The organism is Acidovorax sp. GW821-FHT11A03 (assembly GCF_058809075.1).
On record NZ_JBXASG010000005.1, the window covers coordinates 219,533 to 232,390 of the forward strand.

Below are 12,858 nucleotides of genomic sequence, written 5' to 3' on the forward strand. Positions count from 1 at the left end.
CGCACCACCAGAAAAACGCCAGCGAACCACGGAGACATCGCCATGACCACCCTGCCAGAGCGTTTCAACTTTGCACAGCACCTGTTCGACCTGAACCGCGACCACGCGCAGCGCACGGCCTACATCGACGACCGCGGCACGCTGAGCTACGGCGACCTGCAGGACCGCGCCCGGCGCCTGGCCGGTGTGCTGGTGGATGCCAGCCTGCGGCGCGAAGAGCGGGTGCTGATGCTCATGCACGACACCAGTGACTGGCCCGTGTGCTTTCTGGGCTGCCTGTACGCCGGCGTGGTGCCCGTGGCGGTGAACACGCTGCTCACGGCGGACGACTACGCCTACATGCTGGGCCACAGCCGCGCGCAGGCCGTGCTGGTCTCGGGCGCGCTGCTGCCCGTCCTGCAAGACGCGATGGCGCGCGGTGGCCATGAGGTGTCGGCGCTGTGGGTGTCGCAGCCCACGCAGGCACTCCCAGCCGGCGCCGTGGGCCTGGACGAGGCCATTGCCAGCGCCCAGTGCCTGCCAGCGCCCGCAGCCACCGGGCCCGACGACCCGGGCTTCTGGCTGTATTCGTCGGGCTCCACCGGCAAGCCCAAGGGCACGGTGCATACCCACGGCAACCTCTGGTGGACGGCCGAGCTGTACGGCAAGCCCGTGCTGGGCCTCACGCGCGACGATGTGTGTTTCTCGGCGGCCAAGCTCTACTTCGCCTACGGGCTGGGCAATGCGCTGACGTTCCCGCTGTCGGTGGGCGCCACGGTGGTGCTGATGGCCGAGCGGCCCACGCCCGATGCCACCTTTCAGCGCTGGGTGGACCACCGGCCCACCGTGTTCTTCGGTGCGCCCACCGGCTTTGCGGGCATGCTCGCGTCGCCCCAGCTGCCGGCGCGCGCCCAGGTGGCGCTGCGCATGTGCTCGTCCGCCGGCGAGGCGCTGCCCGCCGAGATCGCCCAGCGCTTCAAGGCGCATTTCGGCTGCGACATCATCGACGGCATCGGCTCCACCGAGATGCTGCACATCTTCCTGTCCAACCGCCCGGGCGACATCCGCTACGGCACCACGGGCAAGCCCGTGCCGGGCTACGAGGTCGAGCTGCGCGGCGAGGACGGCAGCCCCGTGGCGGACGGCGAGGTGGGCGACCTCTACATCCAGGGCCCCAGCGCCGCGCTGATGTACTGGAACAACCGCGACAAGACGCGCGACACCTTCCAGGGCGGCTGGACCAAGAGCGGCGACAAGTACGTGCGCGATGCGGACGGCTACTACACCTACGCCGGGCGCAGCGACGACATGCTCAAGGTCAGCGGCATCTACGTGTCGCCCTTCGAGGTCGAGGCCACGCTGATGCAGCACGCCGCCGTGCTGGAGGTGGCCGTGATCGGCAAGCAGGATGGCGACGGCCTGACCAAGACCAAGGCCTTCGTCGTGCTCAAAGACGGCCAGGGCGCGACGGAAGAGGAGCTCAAGGCTTTCGTCAAGGACCGCCTGGCGCCCTACAAGTACCCGCGCTTCATCGAGTTCGTGCCCGAGCTGCCCAAGACCGCCACCGGCAAGATCCAGCGCTTTCGCCTGCGCGAGCAGGAGGCCCGGGCATGAGCGCCACGGCCAGCTCCGGCGGCCCGGCGTCTTTGGCCAGCATCTCCTGGCGGGGGCAGGCCGTGCAGGTCGAGTACCAGTGGATAGCGCCCGAGCGCACGCAGGCGCCGCTGGTGGTCTTTCTGCACGAAGGGCTGGGCTCGCTGGCGATGTGGAAGGACTTCCCGCAGCGGCTGTGCGCGGACGGCGGCTTTCGGGGCCTGGTGTTCTCCCGCCCCGGCTACGGCCGTTCCACGCCGCGCGCGGCCGATGAACGCTGGGGCGTGGACTTCATGCACCGGCAGGCCGAGGAGGTGTTGCCCGCGCTGCTGCAGGCGCTGGGCGTGAGCGAAGCGCCCTGGCTGTTCGGCCACAGCGACGGCGCCTCCATCGCGCTGCTGTACGCCGCCCGCTTTCCGGAGCGCGTGGCGGGCCTGGTGCTGCTGGCGCCGCACATCTTCGTCGAGGACGTGACCATCGCCAACATCGAACAGGCGCGTGCCGCCTACGAGACCACCGACCTGCCGGGCAAGCTGGCCCGCTACCACGACGACCCCGATTCGGCCTTCTGGGGCTGGAACCGCATCTGGCTCGACCCCGCCTTTCGCGGCTGGAGCATCGTGGCCGACATCGCCGCCGTGCGCGCGCCCGTGCTGGCCGTGCAGGGTCTTGACGACGAATACGGAACGCTGGCGCAGATCCGCGGCATTGCTGAGCGCGTGCCGGGCACCCGGCTGCTGGAGCTGCCCGCCTGCGCGCATTCCCCCCACCGTGACCGGCCCGGCGACGTGATCGCCGAGACGGTGGCGTTCATCACGACAACATCCAGGAGACAACCATGACATCTCGCTACGCACGCACGGCATTCGCAGCGCTGGCACTGGCCTGCGGCGCCACCGCAGGCACGGCCCAGACCACCGACAAGCTCAAGGTGGGTCTCATGCTGCCGTTCAGCGGCACCTTCAGCGCGCTGGGCGTTGCCATCGAGAACGGCTTTCGGCTGCACGTGGCCGAGCAGGGCGGCAAGCTCGCGGGCCGCGAGATCGAGTTCTTCAAGGTCGATGATGAATCGGACCCTGCCAAGGCCACCGACAACGTCAACAAGCTCATCAAGCGCGACGGCGTGGATGTGATCGTCGGCACCGTGCATTCGGGTGTCGCCACGGCGATGGCGCGCGCCGCCAAGCAAAGCGGCACCCTGCTCATCGTGCCCAACGCGGGTGCGGACGCGGTCACGGGTGCGCTGTGCGCGCAGAACATCTTCCGTTCGTCGTTCTCCAACTGGCAGTCGTCCTACGGCATGGGCACCGTGGCCGCGAAGCAGGAGAAGAAAAAGACCGCCGTCACCATCACCTGGAAGTACGCCGCCGGGGACGAGATGACCGAGGCCTTCAAGGAAGGCTTTGAAAAGGAAGGTGGCAAGGTCGTCAAGCAGCTCACCGTGCCGTTCCCGAACGTGGAGTTCCAGGCGCTGCTCACCGAGATCGCGGCCACCAAGCCCGACGTGGTGTTCGCATTTTTCGCGGGCGGCGGCGCGGTCAAGTTCGTCAAGGACTACGCGGCCGCCGGGCTGAACAAGGTCACGCCGCTGTACGGCTCGGGCTTTCTGACCGACGGCACGCTGGAGGCGCAGGGCGATGCCGCGCAGGGCCTGCTCACCACGCTGCACTACGCCGACGGCCTGAACACCCCGCGCGACAACGCGTTCCGCACCGCCTACGCCAAGTCCTTCAAGCTGCAGCCCGACGTGTACGCGGTGCAGGGCTACGACGCCGCCCAGATCCTTGCCACGGGCCTGAAGGCCGTGAAGGGCGACATCGCGAAGAAGGCCGAGTTCGCCGCCGCGGTGCAGAAAGCCACCATCGACAGCCCGCGCGGCCCCTTCACCATGGGCCGCGCCCACAACCCCGTGCAAGACATCTACCTGCGCAAGGTGGACGGCAAGGAGAACAAGGTCGTCGGCGTGGCCGCCAAGGCGCTGGCCGACCCCGCGCGCGGCTGCAAGCTGTAAACGGCTGGCTGACCGTCTCCGTCAACACAGGACACACCTTCCATGGACATCGGTACCTTCCTGGTCCAGTGCCTGAACTCGGTCCAGTACGGGCTGCTGCTGTTTCTGGTGGCATCCGGGCTGACGCTGATCTTCGGCATCATGGGCGTGATCAACCTCGCGCACGGCAGCTTCTACATGATCGGCGCCTACATGGCGTTCGCGCTGTCGCCGCTGTTCGGCGACCAGTTCCTCGTCATGCTGCTCGCGGGCATCGCGCTGGCGGCGGTGCTGGGCTACCTGCTGGAGTGGGCGTTCTTCAGCTACCTGTACCAGCGCGACCACCTGCAGCAGGTGCTGATGACCTACGGGCTCATCCTCGTGTTCGAGGAACTGCGCTCGCTGCTGGTGGGCAACGACGTGCACGGCGTCAAGGCGCCTGCGTGGCTCGATGGCAGCTTCGCGCTGGGCGAACTCATGAGCTACCCGTGGTACCGCCTCTTCGCGTCGGCGGCCTGCATCGTGCTGGCCGTGGGGCTGTACTGGGTGGTCAACCGCACCCGCCTGGGCATGATGGTGCGCGCCGGCGCCAGCAACCGCGACATGGTGCGCGGCCTGGGCATCGACATCCGGCGGCTGTACCGCATCGTCTTCGCGGCGGGCGTGGCGCTGGCGGCGCTGGCCGGGATGATCGCCGCGCCCATGTCCTCGGTGTACCCCAACATGGGCGCCAGCGTGCTCATCATCTGCTTCGTGGTGGTGGTCATCGGGGGCATCGGCTCCATCACCGGGGCGCTGGTGGCCTCGTTGCTCGTGGGCTTCGTCGACACGTTCGGCAAGGTGTTCTTCGCGGAGATCAGCGGCATGGGCGTGTACCTGCTGATGGCGGGCATCCTGATCTGGCGGCCGGAAGGCCTGATGGGGCGCAAGGCATGAGCGCCGTGCACCCCGCCACCGCCGCCGCGCCTGCGGCCACCACCACTGCGCCGCGCGGCGGCTGGCGCATGCGCGCACTGCTGCCCGCCGCCGTGGCCATGGCCGCCGCCATCGCCGGGCCGCTGCTGGGCCCTTACTGGGCCGACCTGCTGGTCAAGGTCATGATCCTGTCGATCTTCGCGCTCAGCCTGGAACTGCTGGTGGGCATGACGGGGCTGGTGAGCCTGGGGCATGCGGCCTTCTACGGCATCGGCGCCTATGCCACCGTGCTGGGCTCGGTGGCAGAGGGCGGCAACCTCATCGTGCTGATGCTGGGCGCCATGGGGGCGGCTGCGCTGTACGCGCTGTGCGTGGGCGCCCTGAGCCTGCGCACCCGCGGGGTGTACTTCATCATGGTCACCCTGGCCTTTGCGCAGATGGCGTTCTTCGTGTTCCACGACACCAAGGTGGGCGGCGGCAGCGACGGCATCTACCTGGACGTGCGGCCCACGCTCGGCGGCCTCAGCCTGGAGTCGCGCCACGCTCTTTTTTACCTGGTGCTGGCGGCACTGGCGGGCACCTACGGCCTGCTGGCGCTGGTGCGCAGGTCGCGCTTCGGGGCGGCGCTGGCGGGCATCCGGGTGAACGAGCAGCGCATGCGCGCCGCGGGGTTCGCCACCTATGGCTACAAGCTGGCGGCCTTCGTGATGGCAGGGGCGCTGGCGGGGCTCGCGGGCTCCCTGCTGGCCGTGCGCGATGGCGTGGTGAACCCGGAGCTGCTGTCCTGGCACACCTCGGGCGACGTGCTGCTCATGGTCATTCTCGGGGGCATGGGGCATCTGCGCGGCGCGGTGATCGGGGCGGTGGTGTTCGCGCTGCTCAAGGAGCTGCTGTCCACCCACGCCCTCATGGGGCCGTTGGCAGACCACTGGCAGCTCACCCTGGGCCTGACCATCATCGTGTTCGTCGCGGTGCTGCCGCAGGGGCTGGTGGGCCTGGCGCAGCGTTTGGGACAACCCATCGGAAAAGGGGGCAAGCCATGAGCGCACCACCCCTGCTGTCCGTGCAAGGCCTCACGCGCCGGTTCGGCGGGCTGGTGGCGGTGAATGCCGTCACGCTCGACCTGCGCCAGGGCGAGGTCCACGCGGTGATCGGCACCAATGGCGCGGGCAAGTCCACCCTGATCAACATGCTGTCGGGCGAGATCGAAGCGTCCGAGGGGCGCATCACCCTGGGCGGGCAGGACATCACCCACCAGTCGCAGGCGCGCCGCGCGCTGGCGGGCGTCGGGCGCAGCTACCAGCGCACCACGATCTTCCCGGAGTTCACCGTGCACGAGAACTGCCGCCTGGCCGCGCAGGCCGCCACGCCCCGGCCATGGGCCTTGTGGCAGGCGGCGCGCCACTGTGCCGACAGCAATGCCACCGCCGCGGCGGCGCTGCAGGCGGCCGGGCTTGCGGCAGACGCACGGCGCACCGCCGGTGCGCTGAGCCACGGCGCCAAGCGCCAGCTCGAGGTGGCCATGTGCATCGCCACCCGGCCGCGCGTGCTGCTGCTGGACGAGCCGCTGGCCGGCATGGGCGCGGAGGAGACCGAGCGCATGCTGGCGCTGCTGGCCGACCTGAAACCGCACCACGCGATCCTGCTGGTCGAGCACGACATGGACGCCGTGTTCCGCATTGCCGACCGCATCACCGTCATGGTCAACGGCACGGTCATCGCCAGCGGCGGCCCGGCAGAGATCCGCAACAACCCCGAGGTGCGCACCGCCTACCTCGGAGAAGGGCATTGATGTGATGACCACCCCCCTGACAAGGAACGCACCATGCTGAATGTGGTCGGGCTGCACGCCCGCTATGGCGACAGCCATGTGCTGCGCGGCGTGGATGCGCAGGTGCCCGCCGCCACGTCGGTGGGCCTGCTGGGGCGCAACGGCATGGGCAAGACCACACTCATCCGCTCCCTGATGGGCTACCTGCGACCGCCCGAAGGCCAGGTGCAGATGGACGGCCGCACCGTCACCGGCTGGCCCCCCGAAAAGATGGCGCGCCTGGGCATTGGCTACGTGCCCGAGGGGCGCGGCATCTTCCCCAACCTGTCGGTGCGCGAGAACCTGGTCATGAGCCAGCGGGCGGGCCTGGACGGCAGCCGCGCCTGGACCTTCGACCGCGTGATGGCCACCTTCCCTCGGTTGTCGGAGCGGCTCTCGCACGGCGGGCAGCAGCTGTCCGGCGGCGAGCAGCAGATGCTGTCCATCGGCCGCGCGCTGATGACCAACCCGCGCCTGTTGATCCTGGACGAAGCCACCGAGGGCCTGGCCCCGCTCATCGTGACCGAGATCTGGCGCGTGATCTCCGAGATCCGGGCCACCGGCATCGCCACGCTGATCGTGGACCGCGACTGGCGGCGGGTGCTCTCGCACACCGACCAGGCCCTGGTGATGGAGAAGGGCCGCATCGTGCTGGCCGCGCCGTCGGCCGACCTGCGGGCAGCGCCCGCGGCGCTGGAGCAGCTGCTGGGCGTGTGATGCGCGCGGACGGCTAGTCGAGCCGCCGGCGCAGGCTGCCGAGTTCCACCACGGTGATGCCGCCGTATTCGATCTGCAGCACGCCCTCGGCCTCCAGGCGCTTCAGGGCGGCATTGCAGCGCTGGCGCGACACGCCCGACAGGTTGGCGATCTCCTCCTGCGAGACCTGCAGGTGCGGGTCGCTGCCGGGGTGCAGAAAAGGGTGGAACAGCCCGGCCAGCGCGCGTGCCACCTGGCTGTCGGTGTCCATGAGGTGGTGGGCCGTGAAGTTGCCCAGAAACCAGTGCATGCGCTCGTTGATCTGGCGCAGCAGGAAGTGGTCGAAGCTGCGCTGTGTGGCGTGCAGCCATTCGAAGGTCTCCACCGGCAGCAGCGCCACCCGGCTGGGGCGCAGCGCAATGATGTCTGCCGTGCGCGCCACGCCGCGCAGCAGCGTGCCCTCGCCAAACCAGCTGCCCGCCGACAGCCCGCCCAGCGTGACGGAGCGGCCGTTGTCGGACGTGACCGTCCACTTGAGCAAACCTTCGATCGCGCCGTACCAGTGCCGGGGCACGTCGCCGCGCCGGCACAGCGCGCTGCCTTGCGGCACATCCACTTCGCGCAGTTCATCGAGCACGCGCTGCTGGGCCGGGGCGTCCAGCACCGGGAACCAGGCCGAGTCGGCGAGGAGGTCGGCCACCGTGGGCGGCGCCTTTTTGACCAGCATGGTGAAGCGTTCTCCAACGGGCAGGGCCGCACGGTTCCTCGTATACCCTGAGTCCAAATGTCATCGCAATGACTGAGTATGCAAGCGCCCAAAAAAATAATGCGTGCACTAGCATTTTCCACCAGTCCACGCCATGACAAAGCGCAAAGTCATCGTCACCATCGCCCCCACGGGGGGCATGGCGCACAAGTCTCAGAACCCGCACCTGCCCACCCAGCCGGCCGAGATCGCCGACGACGTGCAGCGCTGCTGGAACGCCGGGGCCAGCGTGGTGGCCATCCACGCGCGCAGGCCCGATGACGGCGCCACCTGCAACGCCGACATCTACCGCGACATCAACACCCGCATCCGCGCCAAGGGCTGCGACATCGTCATCAACAACTCCACCGGCGGCGGCGTGCACGGCGACATGGTCAAGCCGCTGCCCGGCAACCGCTGGGAGATCGCCTGGGAAGAGCGCATCAAGGGCATGGACGCAGGCGCCGAGATGTGCACGCTGGATGCCACCACGCTCAACCTGAGCTTCGACGGCCGCGAGATCCTGATGGACACACCGCTCAGCCGCGGCCGCGAGCTGGCCGCCGGCATGAAGGCGCGCGGCATCAAGCCCGAGTGGGAGGTCTTCAGCCCCACCCACATCCTGCAGGACACCACCACCCTCATCGACGAGGGGCATGACGACGACGGCCCGCATTTCATCAACCTGGTGATGAACGTGCACCGCGCCTTCCAGAACGCCATGCCGTACTCGCCGCGCCACCTGCAGATGATGGTGGACATGCTGCCCAAAAACAGCCTGTTCTGCGTGAGCGGCATCGGCCCCTCGCAGCTCGAAGCCAATGTCGCGGCGCTGCTGCTGGGCGGCCATGCGCGCGTGGGGCTGGAGGACAACCTGTACTTTCGCCACGGCGAGCTGGCCACCAACGTGCAGCTCACCGAGCGCATCGTGCGCGTGATCCGCGAGCTGGACATGGAGCCCGCCACGCCCGCCGAGGCCCGCGCGCTGATGGGCCTGCCGCGCGTGGGCGGTCCCCGCCCCGAGTTCGCGCCGCACTGAGCCACTGCATACGTTCCGCCACAGCCCTGTTCATGCAACCAGAAAGAAAAAGGAGACAAGAAATGATGATGCCAACACGCCGCCAATTCATGCACCACGTGGGCGCTGCCACCGCGCTCGGGGCCCTGGCGCCCTGGAGTGCCATGGCGCAGACACTGGAGCAGATCAAGATTTTCTATGGCTTTCCGGCCGGCAGCGCGGGCGACAGCGTCGCACGGCGCGTGGGCGAGAAGCTGGCGGGCTCGGCCTACACACGCAATCCGGCCGTGGTGGAGAACAAGCCTGGCGCGGGGGGCCGCATCGCGCTGGAGTCGCTCAAGGGCGCGCCCGCGGATGGCAGCGTGCTCACGCTGTCGCCGTTCTCGTGCACGTCGATCTATCCGCACATCTACAGCAAGCTCAGCTACGACCCCGTCAAGGATTTCGTGCCGGTGTCCATCGGCGCCGTGATGCACCACGGGCTGGCCGTGGGGCCGATGGTGCCCGCGTCCGTGAAGAACGTGAAGGACTTCCTGGCCTGGGCCAAGGCCAACCCGGGCCAGGCCAACTATGGCTCGCCGGCGGCGGGCTCCACGCCGCACTTCATCGGCGCGCTGCTGGGCCTGAACCACGGGGTGGACCTGAAACACGTGCCGTACCGTGGGTCCATCCCCGGCGTGACCGATGTGGTGGGTGGGCAGATCGCCTCCATGGTCACCCCCAGCGGCGACTTCATCCCCAACCATAAGGCCGGCAAGCTGCGGCTCATCGCCACATCCGGCCAGGCGCGCTCGCCGTTCTCGCCCGAGGTGGCGACCTTTGCGGAGCAGGGCTTCCCGGAGCTCACGACCGAGGAATGGTTCGGCTTCTACGCCCCCGCCCGCACGCCCGCCAGCGTGGTGGCTGCGGCCAATGCGGCCATCAACCAGGCCATCAAGGAAAAGGCCGTGATCGACAGCCTGGCCGTCGTGGGCCTGATCGCCAAGGCCTCCACCCCGGCTGAGATGGCGGCATCGCAGCAGGCGGAATTCGAGCGCTGGGGCCCGCTGGTCAAGAAGATCGGGTTCACCGCGGAGTCTTGAACGGGTCTTGACTTTCCCATGAGCCGCTGCGCGTCTTCCCCTGCCCACAGCGCACGCAAGCGAAGCGCTGCCGGTGCCGCTTGGCGGCCCTTGCGCGGGGACGCTGGCCCTGCGGCGCGCCGGTATCGGCAGCCGCGTGCGGTGCATGATTTTTGCAATAACCACAAGGAAATTCTTCGATGGATTCGACTGTGAAGCGTGTGGCGGTGGTGGCGACCGGCGTCATCGGCGCGAGCTGGGCGGCCTACTTTCTGGCGCGGGGGCTGGATGTGGATGCCACCGACCCCGCGGAGGGCGCCGAGCAGCGGCTGCGCGATGCGGTGGCCCGGCACTGGCCCGCTCTGGAGCAGCAGGGTCTGGCACCCGGTGCCAGCCTGGAGCGGCTGCGCTTTCACCTGCGGCTGGAAGATGCGCTGGCGCAGGCGGACTTCGTGCAGGAGAACGGGCCGGAGCGGGTGGACTTCAAGGCCGACCTGATGCGCCGCATCGACGCGGCCGCGCCGGCGCACGCCATCGTGGCGTCCAGCTCGTCGGGCCTGTCGGTGTCGGCCATGCAGGCCCGGTGCGCCCGGCCGGAACGCATCGTGCTGGGGCACCCGTTCAACCCGCCGCACATGATCCCGCTGGTCGAGGTGGGCGGGGGCGAGAAGACGTCACCCGAGGCCATCGCCGCCGCGATGGCCTTCTACACCGCCATCGGCAAGCGCCCCATCCATGTGCGCCGCGAAGTCAAGGGCCACATCGCCAACCGCCTTCAGGCCGCACTGTGGCGCGAAGCCTTCCACCTGGTGAACGAGGGCGTGGCCAGCGTGGCCGACATCGACACCGCCATCGCCCAGGGCCCCGGCCTGCGCTGGGCGCTGATGGGCCCTTTCATGAACCTGCACCTGTCCGGTGGCGACGGCGGCATGGCCCATCTGCTGGCCCACCTGGGCGGCCCCATCGAAGGCTGGTGGGACGACCTGGGCGCGCCGCGCATGACACCCGAACTGCAGCGCCGCGTGGTCGAGGGCGTGGACCAGGCGCTCGGCGGGCGCACCCAGGCAGAGCTGGCGCAGGTGCGCGATGCCCTGCTCATCGGCCTGCTGCGTGCCAAGAGCGCATCCCCCGGGCTGGACACGCCGACCTGATGGGCCCGGCGCTCCCCATCACCAGCCTCACCACGACACCGAGAGAGAGACACCACGCCATGCACCCCGGATTCCTTGACGACGACACCCAGATCGCGCTGGCATTGACCACCCAGACCCGTGCGGACGACGGCTCGATCACGCTGCAGTCCCCCGTGCCGCTGGGCGACTATGCGCGCTGCATCGGCGAGTGGCTGGAGCACTGGTCGCGCGAGACGCCCGACGCGCCGGCCCTGGCCGAGCGCGATGACGAGGGCGAGCACTGGCGCCGCCTGACGTACGGCGAGTTGCGCCGTGCCGTGGGCGCTTTGGCGCAGTCGCTGCTGGACCTGAAGCTGCCGGCCGACCGCCCCGTGGCGATCCTGTCGGACAACGCGGTGGACCATGCGGTGCTCATGCTCGCGGCCATGCATGTGGGCCTGGCCTCGTGCTCGCTGTCCAGCGCCTACGCGCGCTCCAGGGACCCGGCGCGGCTGCACAGCATGCTCGCGGCCCTCGGGCCGTCGCTGGTCTACGCGTCCGACGCCCGGGCGTACGCGCCGGCCCTGGCGGGGTACGCATCGGACGCGCTGCAGGTGTTCAGCCGCCACGCCGACGAGGTGTCGGGCGCGCTGCCCTTTGCGCGGCTGCTGCAGGGGGTGGAGACGCCGGCCGTCCGCCAGGCGTTCGACGCCATCGCGCCCGATGGCCACGCCAAGTACCTGCTGACGTCGGGCTCCACCGGGCGGCCCAAGGTGGTCATCAACACCCACCGCATGCTCTGCGCCAACCAGCAGATGATGGCCCAGACCTGGCCCTTCCTGACCCGCGAAAAACCGGTGCTGGTGGACTGGCTGCCGTGGAGCCACACTTTCGGCGGCAATCACAACCTGAACATGGTGCTGTGCCACGGCGGCACGCTCTACATCGACGAAGGGCGGCCCGTGCCCGGGCTCATCGAGAAAACGGTGCGCAACCTGCGCGACGTGAAGCCGACGATGCTGTTCAACGTGCCGCGCGGCTTCGACATGCTGCTGCCCTTCCTCGAAGCGGACGAAGAGCTGGCCGCCGAGGTCCTGTCGCGCATGCGGCTGGCCTTCTATGCGGCGGCGGCGCTCGCGCCGTCCACCTGGCAGCGGCTCGAAGCGCTGGCCCTGCGCGTGCGGCCCGCGCAGCCGCTGTGGCTGACCACCTCCTGGGGCTCCACCGAGACGTCGCCCGCCGTCACCAGCGCGCACTGGCGGCTGGACAAGGCCGGCTGCATCGGCGCGCCGCTGCCCGGGCTGGCGCTCAAGCTCGTGCCCAATGGCAGCAAGCTGGAGATGCGGGTCAAGGGCGTGTCGGTCTTTCCGGGCTACCGCAACGCGCCGGCCGAGACGGCGGCCGCGTTCGACAGCGAGGGCTTCTACCGCATCGGTGACGCCGGCTACCTGGTGGACCCCGAGCGGCCCGAGCGTGGCGTGGTCTTCAACGGGCGCGTGGCCGAAGACTTCAAGCTCTCCAGCGGCAGCTGGGTGTCGGTGGGCACGCTGCGCGTGGAGCTGATCTCGCAGCTGGCGCCGCTGGTGCAGGACATCGTGCTCACCGGCCACAACCACGATGAGGTCGGCATGCTGGTGTTCCCTTCCGCAGCGGGGGCGGCAGACCCTGCGCGCCTTGCCAGCGCCCTGCAGCGCGTGATGCGGGCCCGGCGCGACGCTGGCGCGGGCTCATCGCAGTGCCCCACGCGCGCCCTGGTGCTGGCGCAGCCGCCCGATGCGGACAGCGGCGAGATCACCGACAAGGGCTACATCAACCAGGGCGCGGTGCTGGCGCGGCGGGCGGCCGATGTGGCGCGACTGCAGGCCAGCCCGGCGGCAGAAGAGGTCATCACCGCGTAAGGATCTTTACAAACCGGGCAGGGCCCGGATCCTTACAATAT

Annotated in this window: 12 protein-coding genes; 11 read left to right on the forward strand and 1 reads right to left on the reverse strand. The window is 69.3% G+C overall.

The window, feature by feature from the left end; translation table 11 throughout:
* The first annotated feature begins 42 nt into the window (after positions 1-42).
* The 7 genes from AC1RVY_RS14230 (at position 43) to AC1RVY_RS14260 (ending at position 7,004) form a co-directional block, all read left to right on the forward strand.
* On the forward strand, positions 43-1,593 hold the full coding sequence (locus tag AC1RVY_RS14230) for a benzoate-CoA ligase family protein (RefSeq protein WP_492244597.1): 1,551 nt from the start codon (positions 43-45) through the stop codon (positions 1,591-1,593).
* Positions 1,590-2,414 (forward strand): alpha/beta fold hydrolase, encoded by an 825-nt coding sequence (locus AC1RVY_RS14235; protein ID WP_492806908.1) that lies wholly within the window; start codon positions 1,590-1,592, stop codon positions 2,412-2,414. The genes AC1RVY_RS14230 and AC1RVY_RS14235 overlap by 4 nt, the downstream gene beginning before the upstream one ends.
* Positions 2,411-3,583 (forward strand): ABC transporter substrate-binding protein, encoded by a 1,173-nt coding sequence (locus AC1RVY_RS14240; RefSeq protein ID WP_492806909.1) that lies wholly within the window; start codon positions 2,411-2,413, stop codon positions 3,581-3,583. Before AC1RVY_RS14235 ends, AC1RVY_RS14240 begins: the two co-directional genes overlap by 4 nt.
* A gap of 42 nt (positions 3,584-3,625) precedes the next feature.
* Complete coding sequence (locus AC1RVY_RS14245) at positions 3,626-4,498, forward strand: branched-chain amino acid ABC transporter permease (RefSeq protein WP_218339737.1); 873 nt, start codon at positions 3,626-3,628, stop codon at positions 4,496-4,498.
* A gap of 68 nt (positions 4,499-4,566) precedes the next feature.
* On the forward strand, positions 4,567-5,520 hold the full coding sequence (locus tag AC1RVY_RS14250) for a branched-chain amino acid ABC transporter permease (RefSeq protein WP_492807107.1): 954 nt from the start codon (positions 4,567-4,569) through the stop codon (positions 5,518-5,520).
* On the forward strand, positions 5,517-6,269 hold the full coding sequence (locus AC1RVY_RS14255) for an ABC transporter ATP-binding protein (protein WP_492806910.1): 753 nt from the start codon (positions 5,517-5,519) through the stop codon (positions 6,267-6,269). The genes AC1RVY_RS14250 and AC1RVY_RS14255 overlap by 4 nt, the downstream gene beginning before the upstream one ends.
* A 33-nt stretch (positions 6,270-6,302) precedes the next feature.
* Entirely contained in the window at positions 6,303-7,004 is a 702-nt protein-coding gene (locus AC1RVY_RS14260) for an ABC transporter ATP-binding protein (protein ID WP_369643363.1), read from the forward strand.
* A gap of 13 nt (positions 7,005-7,017) precedes the next feature.
* On the opposite strand, the gene AC1RVY_RS14265 is transcribed toward AC1RVY_RS14260, so the two are convergent.
* Positions 7,018-7,710 (reverse strand): Crp/Fnr family transcriptional regulator, encoded by a 693-nt coding sequence (locus AC1RVY_RS14265; RefSeq protein ID WP_492806911.1) that lies wholly within the window; start codon positions 7,708-7,710, stop codon positions 7,018-7,020.
* 133 nt (positions 7,711-7,843) lie between these two features.
* Between AC1RVY_RS14265 and AC1RVY_RS14270 the strand changes: the two genes are divergently transcribed.
* The 4 genes from AC1RVY_RS14270 to AC1RVY_RS14285 all read left to right on the forward strand — a co-directional run bounded on the left by AC1RVY_RS14270 (position 7,844) and on the right by AC1RVY_RS14285 (position 12,817).
* Positions 7,844-8,767, forward strand: a complete 924-nt coding sequence (locus tag AC1RVY_RS14270) for a beta-keto acid cleavage family enzyme (RefSeq protein ID WP_492806912.1) — start codon at positions 7,844-7,846, stop codon at positions 8,765-8,767.
* Between the two features lie 68 nt (positions 8,768-8,835).
* Entirely contained in the window at positions 8,836-9,828 is a 993-nt protein-coding gene (locus AC1RVY_RS14275) for a Bug family tripartite tricarboxylate transporter substrate binding protein (protein ID WP_492807108.1), read from the forward strand.
* A 179-nt stretch (positions 9,829-10,007) separates the two neighbouring features.
* Positions 10,008-10,958 (forward strand): 3-hydroxyacyl-CoA dehydrogenase NAD-binding domain-containing protein, encoded by a 951-nt coding sequence (locus AC1RVY_RS14280; RefSeq protein ID WP_492806913.1) that lies wholly within the window; start codon positions 10,008-10,010, stop codon positions 10,956-10,958.
* Between the two features lie 59 nt (positions 10,959-11,017).
* Positions 11,018-12,817 carry a feruloyl-CoA synthase gene (locus tag AC1RVY_RS14285; protein WP_492806914.1) on the forward strand — a complete coding sequence of 600 codons (1,800 nt, stop codon included), beginning with the start codon at positions 11,018-11,020 and terminating at the stop codon, positions 12,815-12,817.
* The last annotated feature ends 41 nt before the right edge of the window (positions 12,818-12,858 follow it).